The 18,512-nt window shown below is 60.7% G+C and carries 15 protein-coding genes; 8 read left to right on the forward strand and 7 right to left on the reverse strand.

The features are described 5' to 3' along the window. Window positions 1–141 precede the first annotated feature (141 nt). The gene (locus DTP52_RS08860; RefSeq protein WP_109752998.1) at window positions 142–1,329 is read right to left on the reverse strand and encodes a XylR family transcriptional regulator; all 1,188 of its coding nucleotides are present in this window, start codon (window positions 1,327–1,329) and stop codon (window positions 142–144) included. 154 nt (window positions 1,330–1,483) lie between these two features. On the opposite strand from DTP52_RS08860, the gene xylA reads away from it, so the two are divergent. From xylA to DTP52_RS08900, 7 genes are all read left to right on the forward strand, one after another. Continuing rightward, window positions 1,484–2,800: a xylose isomerase gene (gene xylA, locus DTP52_RS08865; RefSeq protein ID WP_109752999.1), complete on the forward strand. Its 1,317-nt coding sequence runs from the start codon at window positions 1,484–1,486 to the stop codon at window positions 2,798–2,800. Between the two features lie 148 nt (window positions 2,801–2,948). Beyond that, window positions 2,949–3,950: a D-xylose ABC transporter substrate-binding protein gene (xylF, locus tag DTP52_RS08870; protein WP_109753000.1), complete on the forward strand. Its 1,002-nt coding sequence runs from the start codon at window positions 2,949–2,951 to the stop codon at window positions 3,948–3,950. 184 nt (window positions 3,951–4,134) lie between these two features. Next, window positions 4,135–5,691, forward strand: a complete 1,557-nt coding sequence (gene xylG, locus DTP52_RS08875; RefSeq protein WP_109753001.1) for a D-xylose ABC transporter ATP-binding protein — start codon at window positions 4,135–4,137, stop codon at window positions 5,689–5,691. Continuing rightward, window positions 5,692–6,828: a sugar ABC transporter permease gene (locus DTP52_RS08880; RefSeq protein WP_109753002.1), complete on the forward strand. Its 1,137-nt coding sequence runs from the start codon at window positions 5,692–5,694 to the stop codon at window positions 6,826–6,828. It begins immediately after the preceding gene. Continuing rightward, window positions 6,828–7,289: a GNAT family N-acetyltransferase gene (locus DTP52_RS08885; protein ID WP_109753003.1), complete on the forward strand. Its 462-nt coding sequence runs from the start codon at window positions 6,828–6,830 to the stop codon at window positions 7,287–7,289. The genes DTP52_RS08880 and DTP52_RS08885 overlap by 1 nt, the downstream gene beginning before the upstream one ends. 17 nt (window positions 7,290–7,306) lie before the next feature. Next, on the forward strand, window positions 7,307–8,446 hold the full coding sequence (locus DTP52_RS08890) for an epoxide hydrolase family protein (RefSeq protein WP_109753004.1): 1,140 nt from the start codon (window positions 7,307–7,309) through the stop codon (window positions 8,444–8,446). 510 nt (window positions 8,447–8,956) lie between these two features. Then, a complete protein-coding gene (locus DTP52_RS08900; protein ID WP_109753005.1) occupies window positions 8,957–9,232 on the forward strand; it encodes a fructose-bisphosphate aldolase in 276 nt (91 codons plus the stop codon). Between the two features lie 247 nt (window positions 9,233–9,479). On the opposite strand, the gene DTP52_RS08905 is transcribed toward DTP52_RS08900, so the two are convergent. Continuing rightward, complete coding sequence (locus DTP52_RS08905) at window positions 9,480–11,150, reverse strand: hypothetical protein (protein WP_109753006.1); 1,671 nt, start codon at window positions 11,148–11,150, stop codon at window positions 9,480–9,482. 400 nt (window positions 11,151–11,550) lie between these two features. Between DTP52_RS08905 and DTP52_RS08910 the strand changes: the two genes are divergently transcribed. Beyond that, window positions 11,551–12,081, forward strand: coding sequence for an AidA/PixA family protein (locus DTP52_RS08910; RefSeq protein WP_109753007.1), 531 nt, complete (start codon window positions 11,551–11,553; stop codon window positions 12,079–12,081). An 88-nt stretch (window positions 12,082–12,169) separates the two neighbouring features. Here the strand turns inward: DTP52_RS08910 and DTP52_RS08915 are convergent, their stop codons facing one another. The 5 genes from DTP52_RS08915 to DTP52_RS08935 all read right to left on the reverse strand — a co-directional run bounded on the left by DTP52_RS08915 (window position 12,170) and on the right by DTP52_RS08935 (window position 18,496). Then, entirely contained in the window at window positions 12,170–12,391 is a 222-nt protein-coding gene (locus DTP52_RS08915) for a formate dehydrogenase subunit delta (RefSeq protein WP_109753008.1), read from the reverse strand. Then, entirely contained in the window at window positions 12,388–15,264 is a 2,877-nt protein-coding gene (fdhF, locus tag DTP52_RS08920) for a formate dehydrogenase subunit alpha (RefSeq protein WP_109753009.1), read from the reverse strand. The genes DTP52_RS08915 and fdhF overlap by 4 nt, the downstream gene beginning before the upstream one ends. Beyond that, window positions 15,261–16,820, reverse strand: coding sequence for an NADH-quinone oxidoreductase subunit NuoF (locus DTP52_RS08925; RefSeq protein WP_109753010.1), 1,560 nt, complete (start codon window positions 16,818–16,820; stop codon window positions 15,261–15,263). Before DTP52_RS08925 ends, fdhF begins: the two co-directional genes overlap by 4 nt. Next, complete coding sequence (locus DTP52_RS08930; protein WP_109753011.1) at window positions 16,814–17,296, reverse strand: formate dehydrogenase subunit gamma; 483 nt, start codon at window positions 17,294–17,296, stop codon at window positions 16,814–16,816. Before DTP52_RS08930 ends, DTP52_RS08925 begins: the two co-directional genes overlap by 7 nt. Before the next feature lie 306 nt (window positions 17,297–17,602). Next, window positions 17,603–18,496: a LysR family transcriptional regulator gene (locus DTP52_RS08935; RefSeq protein WP_109753012.1), complete on the reverse strand. Its 894-nt coding sequence runs from the start codon at window positions 18,494–18,496 to the stop codon at window positions 17,603–17,605. Window positions 18,497–18,512: the final 16 nt, after the last annotated feature.

Here is an 18,512-nt window from a genome sequence, read left to right on the forward strand (position 1 = left end):
GGGATTTATCCCCGTTGGGCTGCGCAGCAGCTCCAATGTTATCCACTCAATCAACCTGACACACCAGGCTGCCAGGTTTCAGGGCCGCTTCGCGCCCCAGCGGGGATAATCCCCTCGCCACAAGAGCGGTTCGGCCGTGGGTCAGTGAGTGGCCGTATTGGCTCCCTGCTGATATTCCCGAGGCGTGCAGCCGAACTCACGGCGAAACACCGTATGCAGGTACTGCGCCGATTTGAAGCCACAATTCTGGGCAATGTCGGCAATCGGCGAGTTGGTGTTTTCCAGTCCGTTGGCGGCAGCGGCCAGTTTGAAGCGCAGGATTTCGTCGTGGACGCTACAGCCGCGCTCCTTGCGAAAGTGCGATTCCAGCGATGAACGCGACACGCCCACATAGGCCGCCACCTGGGCAGTCTTGATGCCCTGGCAGGCGTATTGGCGGATGAAGAGCATTGCCTGCATCACATAAGGGTTGCCCAACGGCTGGTGCAGGCTCGAAACCTGCACATTGATCGCATCCGGCGGTATCAGAATCTGTGTGCCCGTGGACGGCATGCCGTGCAGCATTTGATGGAGCAGGCGCGCGGCGGTGCGGCCCATGGTTTCGGTGCCTTGGATCACCGAACTCAGCGGCACCCGCGTCAGGCTGCGGGTCAGCGGGTCGTTGTCGATGCCGATCAACGCCACTTGCTCGGGCACGGCGATCCCGGCGGTCAGGCAGGCTTGCAGCAGCTGCCGGGCGCGCGCGTCGCTGACGGCGATGATGCCGATGGGTTTGGGCAGGCTTTGCAGCCAGGCGATCTGCTGTTCAACGGCGCTGTCCCAGAGCGGTGCGCTGGTGCCCATGCCGCGATAGACCTCGGCGTGCAGGCCATCGCGCTGCATCAGCCGGCGAAAGGCCTTTTCCCGTTCCTGGGCCCAGCGATTGGCTTGTGCTTCAGGCAGGCTGAAACAGGCAAAACGGGTCAACCCGGCCTCGACCAGGTGCTCGTAGGCCAATTTCATCAACGCTTCGTTGTCGGTGGCGACATAGGGAATGCCCTTCGGATAAGCGCGTTCATCCTGATACGAACCACCCACCGCCACCACCGGCAGCTTGATCCCGGCCAGCGCCTCGCCAATCAGCGGGTCGTCGAAGTCGGCAATGATCCCGTCACCTTGCCAGCGCTCGATGCCTTTCAAGCGGCAGAGAAAATCTTCTTCTAGGAACAAGTCCCAGGACGCGCGCGTGCTGCTCAGGTAGTTGCCGATGCCACTGATGATGCCGCGGTCGTAGATCTTGCTGCCGTTGAACAGGAGCGCAATGCGGTGAACGGGCGGGACGGTTTTCATTGGTTTAACCCTGGGCCGATGAGCACAGACTAGGCGTGCAGCCAGCGAATCTCAATACTCAAAATCGAACGGCCCGTTGGTGATTTTCATAATCAGCAGCCATAGGCCCGGCGTTAGTATCGGGACACCGCCAAGAATAAAAAGGAAATTGCACATGCCGTACTTCCCCGGTGTCGACAAGATTCGCTACGAAGGCTCCGCCAGCGATTCGCCACTTGCCTTCCGCCACTACGACGCCAACAAACTGGTGCTCGGTAAACCCATGCGCGAGCACCTGCGCATGGCGGTCTGCTACTGGCATACCTTCGTCTGGCCGGGCTCGGATGTGTTCGGTGCCGGCACCTTCAAACGCCCATGGCAGCGCACCGGGGATCCAATGGAGCTGGCTATCGGCAAAGCCGAAGCGGCCTTCGAGTTCTTCTCCAAACTGGGCATCGACTACTACTGCTTCCACGACACCGATGTCGCCCCGGAAGGTAGTTCGCTGAAGGACTACCGTAACAACTTCGCCCAAATGATCGACCACCTGGAGCGCCATCAGGAAGAGACCGGGATCAAGCTGTTGTGGGGCACCGCCAACTGTTTCAGCAACCCACGCTTTGCCGCCGGCGCCGCCAGTAACCCAGACCCGGAAGTGTTCGCCTGCGCCGCCGCGCAGGTGTTCAGCGCCATGAACGCCACCCAGCGCCTCAAAGGCTCCAACTACGTGTTGTGGGGCGGTCGTGAAGGCTACGAAACCCTGCTCAATACCGACTTGAAACGCGAGCGCGAACAGTTGGGCCGCTTCATGCGCATGGTGGTCGAGCACAAACACAAGATCGGCTTCAAGGGCGACCTGCTGATCGAACCCAAGCCCCAGGAGCCGACCAAGCACCAGTACGATTACGACAGCGCCACGGTGTTCGGCTTCCTGCAACAGTTCGGCCTGGAAAATGAGATCAAGGTCAACATCGAAGCCAACCACGCCACCCTGGCCGGGCACAGCTTCCATCACGAAATCGCCACGGCCGTCTCGCTGGGGATTTTCGGCAGCATCGACGCCAACCGTGGCGATCCGCAGAACGGCTGGGACACTGACCAGTTCCCCAACAGCGTCGAGGAAATGACCCTGGCCACCTACGAAATCCTCAAGGCCGGGGGGTTCAGCAATGGTGGTTTCAACTTCGACTCCAAGGTCCGGCGCCAGAGCCTGGACGAACTCGACCTGTTCCACGGCCACATCGCCGCCATGGACGTTCTTGCCCTGGCTCTGGAACGCGCGGCGGCCATGGTGCAGAACGACCGGTTGCAACAGTTCAAGGATCAGCGCTACGCCGGTTGGCAGCAACCGTTTGGCAAGGCGGTACTGGCCGGTGATTTCAGTCTTGAATCACTGGCCGAGCATGCCTTCACCCACGAGCTGAATCCCCAGGCCGTCAGCGGTCGCCAGGAGATGCTCGAAAACGTGGTCAATCGGTTTATCTACCCCTGACAACGGGCGATGTTCGGGGCACAGGGGCTGTTACATTCTCGCGACAAATCTGTGCCCACGGCGCCCTGCAACGCTCTACAGTTCTACCCCGGTATCACGCTCATCGTCAGGCAGTGTCTTTCAAACAACAATAAAAGGACGCACCACCATGAAAACCTTCAAACGCACGTTACTCGCCGGCGCCCTCGCCCTCCTGTCTCTCCCGGTCATGGCCGATGCGGCCCACCCGAAGATCGGTTTCTCCATCGATGACCTGCGCCTGGAACGCTGGTCGCGGGACCGTGACTACTTCGTCGCGGCGGCGGAAAAACTCGACGCCAAGGTCTTCGTCCAGTCGGCCGATGCCAACGAGCAGAAACAGATCTCGCAGATCGAAAACCTGATCTCCCGTGGCGTCGATGTGATCGTCATCGTGCCGTTCAACGCCACCGTGCTGACCAACGCCGTCGCCGAAGCCAAGAAGGCCGGGATCAAGGTGGTGTCCTATGACCGCCTGATCCTCAATGCCGACATCGACGCCTACATTTCCTTCGATAACGAAAAAGTCGGCGAGATGCAGGCCAGCGGCGTGTTGAAAGCGGCGCCCAAGGGTAACTACTTCCTGCTCGGCGGCGCCCCTACGGACAACAACGCCAAGGTCCTGCGCGAAGGCCAGATGAAAGTGCTGCAACCGGCCATCGACAAGGGTGACATCAAGATTGTCGGCCAACAGTGGGTCAAGGAATGGAACCCCACCGAAGCCTTGAGCATCGTGGAAAACGCCCTGACCCGGAACAACAACAAGATCGATGGCATCGTCGCCTCCAACGACGCCACCGCTGGCGGCGCGATCCAGGCCCTGGCCGCGCAGAAAATGGCCGGCAAGGTACCGATCTCCGGCCAGGATGCCGACCTCGCCGCAGTCAAGCGCGTGATCGATGGCACCCAGACCATGACTGTCTACAAGCCGCTGAAACTGATTGCCTCCGAAGCCGCCAAGCTCTCGGTGCAACTGGCGCGTAACGAGAAACCCAGCTTCAGTTCGCAATACGACAACGGTAGCAAAAAGGTCGATACCATCCTGCTCACCCCGACACCGTTGACCAAGGACAACATCGACCTGCTGGAAAAGGATGGGTTCTACACCAAGGCGCAGATCGCCGGGCAGTGACCAAAGCCCGGATCTTTGGTTAAGCAAAGATCCTGTGGGAGCGAGCCTGCTCGCGATGACGGCAGCACATCCACTATTGATGCCAGCTGACCCATCGCCATCGCGAGCAGGCTCGCTCCCACATGCCCTGTGACTTGACTGGCATCGGGGTGATGCCTGAGCCCTCTTTATTCGAGCCCTCGCCATGTCCGACTACCTGTTGCAAATGAACGGCATCGTCAAAACCTTTGGCGGTGTCAAAGCCCTGAATGGCATCGACATCAAGGTCCGACCGGGTGAGTGCGTCGGCCTGTGCGGCGAGAACGGCGCCGGCAAATCGACGCTGATGAAAGTCCTCTCGGCGGTCTATCCGTATGGCACCTGGGACGGTGAAATCCTCTGGGACGGCCAGCCGCTCAAGGCACAATCCATCAGCGAAACCGAGGCCGCCGGGATCGTCATCATTCACCAGGAACTGACCCTGGTCCCCGACCTGTCGGTGGCCGAAAACATCTTCATGGGCCACGAGCTGACGCTGCCCGGCGGGCGCATGAACTACCCGGCGATGATCCACCGCGCCGAAGCCTTGATGCGTGAACTCAAGGTGCCGGACATGAACGTCTCGCTACCGGTTTCGCAGTACGGCGGTGGTTACCAGCAATTGGTGGAAATCGCCAAGGCACTGAACAAGCAGGCACGGCTGCTGATCCTTGATGAGCCCTCCTCGGCCCTGACCCGTTCGGAAATCGAGGTGCTGCTGGACATCATCCGCGACCTCAAGGCCAAGGGCGTTGCCTGCGTCTACATCTCCCACAAGCTCGATGAAGTGGCCGCCGTGTGCGACACCATTTCGGTGATCCGCGACGGCAAACACATTGCTACGACCGCGATGACCGAGATGGACATTCCGAAGATCATCACCCAGATGGTCGGACGGGAAATGAGCAACCTCTACCCCACCGAACCCCATGAGGTCGGCGAGGTGATTTTCGAAGCACGCCACTTCACCTGCTACGACGTCGACAACCCCAAGCGCAAACGAGTCGACGACATTTCGTTCGTGCTCAAGCGCGGGGAAATCCTCGGCATCGCCGGGCTGGTCGGCGCCGGTCGCACGGAACTGGTCTCGGCACTGTTCGGCGCCTACCCCGGGCGCTACGAAGGCGAAGTCTGGCTGGGCGGCCAACAAATCGACACGCGCACGCCCCTCAAGTCGATCCGCGCCGGCCTGTGCATGGTCCCCGAAGACCGCAAGCGCCAAGGCATCATCCCGGACTTGGGCGTCGGCCAGAACATCACTTTGGCGGTGCTGGACAACTACTCGAAACTGACCCGCATCGACGCCGAAGCCGAACTGGGCAGCATCGACAAGGAAATCTCGCGCATGCACCTCAAGACCGCGAGCCCGTTCCTGCCGATCACCAGCCTCTCCGGCGGCAACCAGCAAAAAGCCGTGTTGGCGAAAATGCTCCTGACCAAACCCCGCGTGCTGATTCTCGACGAGCCGACCCGCGGCGTGGACGTCGGCGCCAAGTATGAGATCTACAAGTTGATGGGCGCGCTGGCGGCCGAAGGCGTGTCGATCATCATGGTCTCCTCGGAACTGGCCGAAGTGCTGGGGGTATCCGACCGCGTGCTGGTGATCGGCGAAGGCCAGTTGCGCGGCGACTTCATCAACCACGAACTCACTCAGGAACAGGTGCTCGCCGCCGCACTCAGCCAGCCCGATGGCCATAACAATAATGATCGGAAGTCCGCGTAGATGAATCAGGTCAAACAACTTTTCAGCCGCTACAAAATGCTCGCCCTGGTGATCGCCGTGGCGGTGATCTGGCTGTTCTTCAGCTGGCAGACCGACGGCGGGTTCGTGACCCCGCGCAACCTCTCCAACCTGCTGCGGCAGATGTCCATCACCGGGATCCTCGCCTGCGGCATGGTGCTGGTGATCATCAGTGGCGAGATCGATTTGTCGGTGGGCTCGTTGCTTGGCTTGCTCGGTGGTCTGGCGGCGATTCTCGACGTGGTCTATCACATTCCGCTGCTGGCGAACCTGAGCCTGGTGGCCCTGTGCGGCTTGGTCATCGGCTTGGGCAACGGCTACATGACCGCCTACCTGCGTATCCCGTCGTTCATCGTCGGCCTGGGCGGCATGCTTGCTTTTCGCGGCATCCTGCTGGGGGTGACCGGCGGCACCACCATTGCCCCGGTGTCACCGGATCTGGTGTACGTCGGCCAGGGTTACTTGCCGCACACGGTCGGGACCGGGCTCGGCATCCTGCTGTTCGCCCTGACCCTGTTCCTGACCTGGAAACAGCGACGCAACCGCGCCCTGCATGGCCTGGCGGCGCACTCATTGGTGCGTGACGTATTGCGCGTGGTGCTGATCGGCGCAGTGCTGGCCGGGTTCGTCTATACCCTCAACAGCTACGATGGCATCCCGGTACCGGTGCTGCTTCTGCTGATCCTGCTGGGCGTGTTCAGCTATGTCACCAGCCAGACCGTGTTTGGCCGCCGCGTCTACTCGGTGGGCAGCAACATGGAAGCCACACGCCTGTCGGGCATAAACGTGCAGGCGGTAAAACTGTGGATCTTCGGCATCATGGGCGTGATGTGCGCCCTTGCCGGCGTGGTCAACACCGCACGCCTGGCCGCCGGTTCGCCCTCGGCGGGCAACATGGGCGAACTCGACGCCATCGCCGCCTGTTTCATCGGCGGTACCTCCATGCGCGGCGGCTCCGGCACCGTCTACGGCGCCCTGCTCGGCGCGCTGGTGATCACCAGCCTGGACAACGGCATGTCCATGCTCGACGTCGACAGTTATTGGCAGATGATCGTCAAGGGCAGCATTCTGGTGCTGGCGGTGTGGGTGGATGTGAGTACACGCACGGGTCGACGCTAGTGGTCAGGTCAGCCGATGAATTGGCGATACACCAAATCTCAGCCCTTGCTCCTCAAATTCCGCTGTTGGAAACCGAGGCAGTTGCAGAGGGTTTCAGGTTCCTCACCCGTTTGGTAACCGATTGGAAAAACGGCTCCAATCGGTTCGACCGCCCCGGTGAAGGGCTTTTTGGAGCCTTCTGCAATGGGCAACTGATTGCCATAGGTGGTCTTTCTTGCGATCCCTATGCAGGGCCGGATACCGGTAGACTACGCCGGGTGTACGTCGCACCTGCTTCAAGGCGCCAGAGCGTGGGTAAGGTTCTGGTGAAACACCTTCTGGAATATGCGGCCCTGAATTTCCGTGTCGTTCGCCTGTCCACGGATACACCGCAGGGAGCCGCATTTTACTTGCGCTGCGGATTCCAGCAGGTCCAGGACGATTCTGCGACGCATGTCATGTCATTTGTAGATGCCACCTGATCACGGCGAAAACACCCATGTTCATCAAACCCTTCTCCATCGATATCTCCGAACACGCCCTTGAAGAGCTGCGGCATCGCCTGAGGAACACCCGGTTGCCGGAGCCCTTGGCCGGGCAAGGTTGGGACGAGGGTATGGACATGGACGTGCTTGGGGAGCTTCTCGCCTATTGGTCGAGCGCGTTCGATTGGCGCGCCCAGGAAACGGCGCTCAATCGCTTGCCGCAATTTGTCGCCGACATCGGCGAGCAGCAGGTCCACTTCATTCATCAGCGAGGCGTCGGGCCGAATCCGATGCCTCTCATCCTCACCCACGGTTGGCCCGGCTCGTTCATCGAGATGCAGCGCATCATCCCACTGCTGACGGACCCGGCCAGCCATGGCGGCGATGCTGCGGATGCCTTCGATGTGGTGGTGCCGTCGCTGCCCGGCTACACCTTTTCCGCGCCGTTCCAGCAACCTGGCATGGGCCCCTATGAAGTGGCCGGTTTGTGGAGTGAGTTGATGACGGGGCTCGGCTATGAGCGGTTTGGCGCCCAGGGTGGAGACATCGGTGCAGGCGTGTCGACGTGGCTGGGCGTGCGTTTTCCCGAGCGCGTGACCGGCATTCATCTCAATTACATCCCCGGCTCCTATCGCCCGCCCCTTGGCGAAACCGAGCCCCCGCAGACAGCTGCAGAAACCGCGTTTTTGCAACGCGCCGGGGCATTTGCCGATGCCGAAGGCGCCTATGCCCACCTCCAGAGAACCAAGCCGCAAACTCTGGCCGTGGGCCTGAATGATTCACCGGCGGGACTCTTGGCGTGGATGGGCGAGAAGATCTTGTCCTGGTGCGATACCAACCCCGCCATCGATCGAGAATGGCTGCTGACCAATGTCACCCTGTACTGGCTGACGAACTGCATCGGCTCGTCGTTTCGCCAGTATGTGGAAGGTAGCAAGCGGCCGTTGCTGTTCAACAGCGGCGAACGGGTGAAGCCGCCGGTTGGGGTGGCGTTGTTTCCCAAGGAGCTACCCATGCCGCCAAGGAGTTGGGTGGAGCGCTGCTGCGACGTGAGGCGTTGGACCGTGATGCCCCGAGGCGGACACTTTGCGGCGTTGGAACAGCCGGAGTTGTTGGCGGAGGATATCAGGGCGTTTTTTCGGGGCTGTCGCTAGAAATCCGGAAAGTCTCCACCCCTCCGACGGTGATTTGGCCTTCTGAAAAACTCGTAGGAATTTACCTCTGTGGCGAGGGGATTTATCCCCGCTGGGCTGCGAAGCGGCCCCAAACCAGCGACCTTATTTCGCCAGGTACTCCGCAGGTACCGGTTTTGCGACTGCTGCGCAGCCGAGCGGGGATAAATCCCCTCGCCACAGGGGGCGCGTGCGTCCTACAGGTCGGTTGTGGGTGCCGGGATCGACTTCTATAGTTGGGTCGTCGCTGGCTTTGGCCGGTGGCTGGGTTTCGCAGCCCGACAGATACGGTAGCAACCAAGCATCATAAAAGTGACAATGAGCGCCTTTGGCGTTCGACGTCATTTTATGGTGGCTGTGTGTGGGAGACCTTCGGGTCTGCCGGGTTCCTTCGTATCCTCGGTCTGCGAACCCACGCGCAGCTACCACCCATTCGTTTCGCAGCGGATCGAAGTAGCTTTTTCTTGATACGAAGAATGAGTAACTTTTGCCATGAACCAACGTGATCAACGCTTCACCCCTCTAACCCAAACCGCCACCACCCACCCCGTCCTGCTGATCGACACCCAAGCCCCACTCCCCGAACTCCACGCCTGCGCCAGCGAACGCCTGCACGCCACCCTCGATTACCTGACCTTGGTGGCGTGCAGCAGCCTGCGTGATTCGGCATCGAGCGACATCAACACCATCACCAACGTCGCCCGGATCCTGGTACAAGATGTGGCGGATGTGTTTGGCGTGATTGAACAACGCGGGCTCGAAGGCTAAACCTTGTGGGAGCGAGCCTGCTCGCGATGGCGGCGGCACAATGGCCTCTGGCAGGCGCCTTCTGTCGTGCCGTTCGCGCTGAGGACTGGTGCTTCTAAACTTCATCAAAAGATCGGCTCGCGCTGAGCCGGTCTTGTTCAACAAGCGGAGCTCACTGCATGGACCCGTTGCGACCCTCGCAATGCACAAACATGGAAGACATCCGACGCCTGATCGCTACCCCCGTGGCAGGATTGATCTGTTCAACTTATGGCAACATCTCAAAGCCTGCATTCTGGGTCACGGGGATCATTTCCCCAGGTGTGGTCACGACCAATTGGTACTTACCAGTTGTCAAAGTGTTTGCCGGATAGCTGAAGCACGACACGCTGGATGTGGATTTGCCGGGAACAAGAGCCACACTCTTGATCGGCGTGGGCGTAGCTCCTTCTTTTAGTTGATAGAACGAATACTGGGGGTTGCTGACCGGCTTGGCGTGCGTAAGGCAAAACGAGTCGTTCTTGACTGAAGGCGCGAATCGTCCCTTGGCATCCAGGGGTGAAACGAAGGTTATCCCGCTGCGGCTCTCTTGCTCGGCCTGCTGGGCAGCATCCAGGGCCGTCCTGGCACGCTCATAGTCGGCATTCTTCAACAGTGCACTGGTCTCTTGCCTGTTGATGGACTGGACGGCTTTCTCTGCCTCATTCAACGCACGTCGCCGTCCCCAGAGCACATCATCGCCCCCTTTGTAGACTGCAAATGACAACCAGGTCTTGTCTACGAACGTCTCGTTTTTGCCGCTCTGTTGCAGACCGTGATTGTCGTACTCGATCTCGCCAGCCTTGATGTCTTCCAAAGACGTTCCGTCTGGCGTGTCAGTCCAACCGCGCCGCATGGCAGTAGGCACCAGCATCAACGTGTCCCCCAGCCAAGCCAGCGGATTCTCTTTATTGCCCCGATTGGTCAAATAGAAATAGCAGTTGGTGGGAGCACAGCGCTCCTGGTTGATCAGCACATAATTCCCAGGCTTGAGCGCCACTATCGAACCGTTACCTTCCACGGCCTCATCGTCAGGACCTGCCACCATGTCCACGTCGATTTCCAACACAATGTCATCTTTGTTGAGAGCCAACAGACTTTTGGCGACTTCTTTGGCAAACACCTGTTCAGCGGCTGTTATCGGGTTGGCCAGGGACAATGTCTTGCTGGCCGATCCGATAAAGTCGAGGAAAGCTGCGGAGTCTTCGTTTTCGCCCTGGTCGTATTCCAACACGGTCAACTTCATCGACAGGTGATCGGACTCGAGCTTTTTGGGTCCGTACAACAACTTGTTCAGCAGGTTCGGCTTGGAATTATCGGCAACCCCGAGGTAAGGCCCGAGTACTTTGGTCACCGTTGCGCTTTTATCCTCGCCACTCACTTCGGTGAACTCGGCAACGATCACGACCTCGTTCACCCCACCGAGGTCCTTGAGGTACTTAAAGTAAGCATCCGTCAAATAGATAGCGAACACATCGCCACCGTTGCCGTTGCTGTCAGGTTTGCGAATGGCGCCGGCTTTATCGGTGCTGAAAATATCATCATCCAAACGCAGGCGTTCGGCTTTCCAATCGCGGATAGCGTCTTCGAATTTTTTTCTGGCTTGTTGCGCTCGTGTATTGGCGGCCTCGATTTCAGTGGCTGCCACCCCTTGTTTCTTTTTCACAGCGTCCGCCTGGGTTTGGGCGCTTTCCCATTCGTCCTTAAGTTTTTTTGCAGCCTCAAACTTATTGACGTCCGTTGTAGGACGAGCAGGCTGAACCTTAAAAAGATGCGCCTTCCCTGTTGGAACAGCGCAGCCCGCGATGAAGAGTGAAAGCGCACATGCCAATGCCAATCGAGCGCTGAAGGCTGAGCACAACGCCTTTGCAACCTGAACCGGTGCGTTTTCGGTGAACATCCCTTTCCCCTAGTCGTTGCTGGCACAATGCCTTGTCCCGGAGATTAGGACAGCCATCCAATAAGCGCAACGCAGATAACTTGACGCCAGTAATTGTGCAGCTTGAGGTAAGAGACTTCATGTGGATGCACAGGTTATTGATGACACTCGTTGTGCGCCTTCACCTACTCAAGCTGCCGGAAAAACACCCGTCATCCGCTAAGAGATTACCAAGTCCCGAGCTTAATCAAAGCTATACTTCAGCCCCGCCTCGCTGCGCTTGACCAGCGTCAAGAGTTCGAAATTTGACTCCACAAAGCCATCACCTATCGTTGCTCTCGAGACCGCACCCAGGGACCGGGTGGCCCGGACGCCTTTGTAGGCGCGGTCTTCAATGTCATTACCCTCAAGGAGCAACAAAATGTCTGGAGCGACCCAAACCATTGATGTGCTCGTCAACGTTGACGCCGACTACCTGCTCGCCCACCCCAATGACGTAGGCGGTGCGATTGCCATGCTGGTGACCCGCAGCGCCATCGACAGCCACGCCAACATCAGCAGCGGCGAAGGCGAAGGCGGTAACGAGTTGTGGTTCGACGTAAAACCCGGCGACATCATTCGCTGGCGCGCCACCACGCTGTCGCGCAACTTCGACCGCATCGCATTGATCAAAAACGTCGTGATCGGAGACCCTCATCAGGGCGGTGATTACAAGGGCACCATCTCGACCCCGCAATTTTTCAATATCCCCGGCATTCCAGTGCCCTATCTGGACAATGGTGCCCCCGGAGGCATTGCCAAGACCGATGTGACCTATACCGTCTGGCAGTCCACTGCGCTGAACCCGGGAAAGCTCTGGTACCAAATCGTCTTCGTTCTGCTGGACCGTAACCTGAACCAGATCGGCCCGACCAACACATGGGATCCCTACATCACCGTCAATAATCAATAACTGAAATGCACACAGCCCCGGTCGGTTCCCTTCGTCGTTGACGAGGGCGCCGGCCGGGGCTGTGTGCAGGTTCTACAGCATTTCCTTCCTAAGCCGCTTTTTCAAACTCCATTAATGCCGCCAACACCAGCGGGTGCAGGACCGCGTCGGGATGTTTCGTTTGCCAGGCCATCAACTCGCGACACATGGCCGGCGTCCAGAAGCTCTTGATGTGCTGGTACACGCCACGCACCGCCACTGCCTTATCCGGCTCGCTGGCGAAGTACTGGCCGATCTGGTTGGCCATCTTGATCAGGCTTTCAGAACTCATCGACGCACCTCGGCTTTCTCGGCATGGCGGCGTTCCTTCAGCAGCCGCCCCTGTTCATCACTGAACGCCTGGTAGCGTTTCTGCCATTCCGAAGGTTGGCTGACCCGCACGATCTCCACCGCCGTCACCTTGTATTCCGGGCAGTTGGTGGCCCAGTCGGAGTTGTCGGTGGTAATCACGTTGGCGCCCGATTCAGGGAAGTGGAACGTGGTGTAGACCACACCCGGCGCCACTCGCTCGGTCACCTTCGCCCGCAGTACGGTCTGCCCGGCACGACTGCCGATACCGACCCAGTCGCCATCGACAATCCCGCGGTTCTCGGCATCGGTTGGATGAATCTCCAACCGATCCTCCTCGTGCCAGGCCACGTTGTCAGTACGCCGGGTCTGGGCGCCAACGTTGTACTGGCTGAGGATGCGTCCGGTGGTCAGCAACAGCGGATAGCGGTTGTTGACCTTCTCTTCGGTGGGCACGTAGCCGGTGAGCATGAAACGCCCTTTGCCGCGCACGAACTGATCGATGTGCATGGTCGGCGTACCGTCCGGCGCAGCATCGTTGCAAGGCCATTGCAGGCTGCCATGACGCTCCAGTTCGGCGTAGCTGACGCGGCTGAACGTCGGCGTCAGGCGGGCGATTTCATCCATGATTTGCGAAGGATGGTTGTAGTGCATCTTGTAGCCCAGGGCGTTGGCCAGGGCGATGGTGGCTTCCCAGTCGGCCTTGCCGGCCAACGGGTCCATCACCTTGCGAACGCGGGAGATGCGGCGTTCGGCGTTGGTAAAGGTGCCGTCCTTCTCGAGGAACGAACTGCCCGGCAGGAACACGTGGGCGAACTTGGCCGTCTCGTTGAGGAAGATGTCCTGCACCACCACGCACTCCATGGCGCTCAGGGCGGCAGTCACGTGTTGGGTATTGGGATCGCTCTGGGCAATGTCCTCGCCTTGGCAATAAAGCGCCTTGAAAGTGCCGTCCAGGGCCGCCTCGAACATGTTCGGAATGCGCAGGCCCGGATCAGGTTGCAAGGTCACGTTCCACGCCTGTTCGAACTGGGCGCGCACCGTTTCGTTGGAAATATGCCGATAGCCCGGCAGCTCGTGAGGGAACGAGCCCATGTCGCAGGAACCCTGGACGTTGTTCTGTCCACGCAGCGGGTTCACCCCGACACCTTCGCGACCAATGTTGCCGGTCGCCATGGCCAGGTTGGCGATGCCCATGACAGAGGTACTGCCTTGGCTGTGCTCGGTGACGCCGAGGCCGTAGTAAATGGCCGCGTTGCCGCCGGTGGCGTAGAGCCGTGCGGCGGCGCGGATCTGCTCGGCAGGCACGCCACACACAGGGCCCAGGACCTCGGGGGAGTTTTCCGCCAGGCTGACGAAATCACGCCAGCGAGCGAAGTCCGCCGCCTCGCATCGCGTCTCGACAAAAGGCTGGTCTATCAAGCCTTCGGTGGCAATCACATGGGCCAGCGCGTTGAGCATCGCCACGTTGGTACCCGGGCGCAGTTGCAAGTGCAGGTCGGCGCGGGCATGGGGTGAATCCACCAGGTCAATCCGGCGCGGGTCGATGACAATCAAACGAGCGCCCTGGCGCAAGCGGCGCTTGAGCTGGGAGCCGAACACCGGGTGCGCGTCAGTGGGGTTGGCGCCCATCACCAGGATGACGTCGGCCTTCATCACCGAGTCGAAATTCTGGGTCCCGGCGGACTCGCCCAAGGTCTGCTTGAGACCGTAACCGGTGGGCGAATGGCAGACACGGGCGCAGGTGTCGACGTTGTTGTTACCGAACGCGGTGCGCACCAGTTTCTGCACCAGGTAGGTTTCTTCGTTGGTGCAGCGGCTGGAGGTGATGCCGCCGATGGAGTCACGCCCGTACTTGAGCTGGATCCGGCGCAATTCGCTGGCGGCGTAAGTGACCGCCTCGTCCCAGCTGACTTCCTGCCACGGGTCGTTGATGTGCTTGCGGATCATCGGCTTGGTGATGCGGTCTGGATGCGTGGCGTAGCCCCAGGCAAAGCGGCCCTTGACGCAGGAGTGGCCATGGTTGGCCTGGCCATTTTTGTCCGGGACCATGCGCACCAGTTGTTCGCCTTTCATCTCGGCACGGAACGAACAGCCCACGCCGCAGTAGGCACACGTGGTGATGACACTGCGCTCCGGCTGGCCGATCTCCACGACGCTCTTGTCGATCAAAGTCGCCGTCGGACACGCCTGCACACAGGCACCGCAAGACACGCATTCGGAATCGAGGAAATTGTCACCGCCGGCCGCCTCCACCCGGGAATCGAAACCGCGCCCGCTGATGGTCAGGGCGAAGGTGCCCTGAATTTCCTCACAGGCGCGCACACAGCGGCTGCACACGATGCACTTGCTCGGGTCGTAGTCGAAATACGGGTTGGAAACGTCCTTGGCCTCGGCCAGGTGGTTGGCACCTTCATAGCCGTAGCGCACCTCGCGCAGGCCCACCTGTCCCGCCACGGTCTGCAATTCGCAGTTGCCATTGGCCGGACATGTCAGGCAGTCCAGCGGGTGGTCGGAAATGTACAGCTCCATCACGTTGCGCCGCAGCGTGGCGAGCTTGGAGGTTTGCGTGCGAACCACCATGCCTTCGGTGACCGGCGTGGTGCAGGAAGCGGGATAGCCGCGCATGCCATCGATCTCCACCAGGCACATGCGGCAGGAGCCGAAGGCTTCCAGGCTGTCGGTGGCACAGAGCTTGGGAATGGTAGTGCCGAGCATGGCGGCGGCACGCATGACCGAGGTGCCGGAGGGAACGCTGATTTCGCGCCCGTCGATGGTCAGGCTGACCTGCACGTCGCTGTCGCGTGCCGGGGTGCCCAGGTCGATATCGGTGCTGGGGTCGAAGATGTTGATCATTGGTCGGCCTCCGTGGTCGCCAGACCGAAGTCGGCGGGGAAATGCTTGAGGGCGCTGGCGACAGGGTAGGAGGTCATCCCACCGAGGGCACAGAGCGAACCGTATTGCAGGGTGTCACACAGATCCTGCAGCAGCAGGGCCTGTTCCTGACGAGCACCCACTTCCGTGCTGGCGATCAAGCGATCCACCACTTCCACCCCACGGGTGGAGCCGATCCGGCATGGCGTGCACTTGCCGCAGGACTCCTCGGCGCAGAACTGCAAGGCGAACCGGGCCATCTGGGCCATGTCCAGGCTGTCGTCGGCAACCACCACGCCACCGTGACCGAGCATCGCGCCCATGGCGGCGAACGCCTCATAGTCCAGCGGCGTATCGAATTGCGCAGGCGGCACCCAGGCGCCCAGCGGCCCACCCACCTGTGCAGCCTTCAGCGGGCGACCGCTGGCGGTACCGCCGCCATAGCCTTCCACCAATTCGCGCAGGCTCAGGCCGAAGGCACGTTCCACCAGGCCGCCGTGACGGACGTTACCGGCCAGTTGGAACGGCATCGTGCCCAGGGAACGGCCCATGCCGAAGTCGCGATAGAACTGCGCACCCTTCTCCAGGATGATCGGCACCGAGGCCAGGGTCACCACGTTATGCACCAGCGTCGGCAGCCCGAACAGGCCTTGAATGGCAGGCAGTGGCGGTTTGGCGCGAACCGTGCCGCGCTTGCCCTCCAGGGACTCCAGCAGCGCCGTTTCCTCGCCACAGATATAGGCGCCCGCCCCCACACGAACCTCAATGTCGAAGGCGCAGCCGCTGCCGCTCACGTTCGCCCCCAGGTAACCGGCGTCACGGGCAATGCCCAGCGCTTCGTTCAGCGTGCTGATGGCGGCCGGGTATTCCGAGCGCACGTAGATGTAGCCCATGGTCGCGCCTACGGCGATGCCGGCGATGATCATGCCTTCGATCAGCAGGAAGGGGTCGCCTTCCATCAACATGCGGTCGGCGAACGTACCGGAGTCGCCTTCATCGGCGTTACACACCACATACTTCTGTACCCCCGCGGCATCGCGCACGGTGCGCCACTTGATGCCCGCCGGGAATGCCGCCCCGCCCCGACCGCGCAGGCCGGAATCCAGCACGCTGGCGACGACATCCGCGCCATCCATCTGGATGGACCGGGCCAGGCCGAGGAAGCCGCCTCGGGCACGGTAGTCATCCAGGGACAGCGGTTGCGTGATGCCGGCGCGAGCGAACAGCAGGCGCTGCTGGCTCTTGAGATAAGGAATGTCCTCCACCGGCCCCAGGGCCAGCGGATGGCTGCCGGGATCGCCTGCCAGCGCATCCAGCAGGCTCGGCACATCGGCCGGTGTGACGGGACCAAAACCCAGCCGGACACCGGCACTTTCAAGCTCCACCAGCGGTTCCAGCCAATAAAGGCCACGGGAACTGGTGCGCAACACCTCCAGCGGCAGCTGCCGACGTTCAGCCTCACGGGCCAACGCATCGGCCACCTTGTCCGCGCCCACGGCACGGGCCACCGAATCGCGGGGGATACAGAGCGTCAGCATGCGCCCTCCTCCATGCAGTCATTGACCAACTGACGCAGACGCTCGGGCGTGATCCGGGCATGCAACTCCCCGTCCAGCTCCAGGGCCGGCGAGCAGACGCAGGCGCCCAGGCAATAGACTGGCCGCAGGCTGATGCTCCCATCGGCGCTGGTGCCGTGATCGTCCAGCGCCAATTGCTCACGCAACTGCGCAGCCAGGGCTTCGGCGCCCATGCTCTTGCAGGATTCGGCACGGCACAGGCGCAGGGTATGGCGCGCCGGCGGCGTGGTACGGAAATCGTGGTAGAAACTGATGACCCCACGCACTTCGGCCAGGCTGAGGTTCAGGGCGTGGGCGATCTCCGGGACGGCATTGTCGGGGATATATCCGCAGCCGGCCTGGATGGCATGGAGAATCGGCAGCAAGGCACCGGGGGTGTCCTTTTCGCGCGCAAGCACGCTATGGATCAAAGGCAGGTGAAGCGTCTCATCAGGCATAAACGTACCTCGGCATCTCGAACGCCACCGCTGCATAGCGGCAGCCGTCCGGAGTCTTGGCTGCGGCGTCCGGCCCACGTCACGGTAGCGTGGCACATCCGATCGCCATTCTCGCTCTCCGGCCAGGTGTCTTTGGCGCACCTGGTCCGGGGCATCCTCACAGCTTGCCACTCCCGGGGGTTGGCGATTGCACATGGACGACGAAACGTGTTCTGAAAGCGACTACTTGAAAGCCGTAGCCGTGAATCAGCGTTGCCCGAACTCGATAGACATACGCCGGATCCGCTTATGAACGGTCACTCGCCCTTAATGGGCTTGGCGCAATGCATTGGCAACCAACGTAAATGCAGGCGAAGGTTGCCGCCGACTGGGGTAGTACAAATAGTAGCCTGAAAACGGCGGGCACCAATCTTCGAGCACGCGCACCAGCCGCCCCTCTTGCAGGTGGGGTTCAAACTCCTCCTCAGGCAGGTAGCCAACGCCCAGCCCGGCCACCGCCGCCTGCACGATATGAGTGGACGTGTTGAAAATGAGCTGGCCGTCTACCCGCACGTTCACCTGTTTGCCTCGCCGCTCGAAATCCCAGACATAAAGCCCACCCGAGGTCGGCATACGCTGGTTGATGCAACGATGGATCATCAGGTCGCGCGGATGCTCGGGAACGGTGCGAGTGGCGAAATACGCTGGCGAAGCCACCGCAGCCATCCGCAACGCAGGGCCGATAGGGACCGCAACCATGTCCTTGTCGATGGTATCGCCCAGGCGCACGCCTGCATCAAAGCGATCCGCCACGATGTCTCGAAATCCGTAGCTGACATCGAACTCGACGTTGATGTCCGGGTAGTCGTGTAGCAGCCCGACCAGTTTGGGCAGCAGGGTCGTGCGCAGGACATGATCGCCGCAAGTGATGCGTACGGTGCCAGCGGGCTTGTCGCGCATGTCCGTGAGCATATCCAGTTCGGCTTCAATCTCATCGAAACGATTACCGATGGCCTGCAACAGCCGTTCACCGGCAATGGTCGGCGAAACGCTGCGGGTGGTCCGCGTCAGCAATCGGATCTGCAAGCGTGCTTCCAGGCCCCTGATCGCCTGACTCAGTGCAGATTGTGAGACCCCCAGCGTCCCGGCAGCTCGCGTGAAGCTGCCTTCGCGCGCCACCGTGACGAAAGACAGCAGATCGTTAAGGTTTCTTTTGACCATGGCAACAGCACTTCAA

It is taken from the genome of Pseudomonas sp. 43mfcvi1.1 (assembly GCF_900115935.1).
Taxonomy (GTDB): Bacteria; Pseudomonadota; Gammaproteobacteria; order Pseudomonadales; family Pseudomonadaceae; genus Aquipseudomonas; species Aquipseudomonas bijieensis.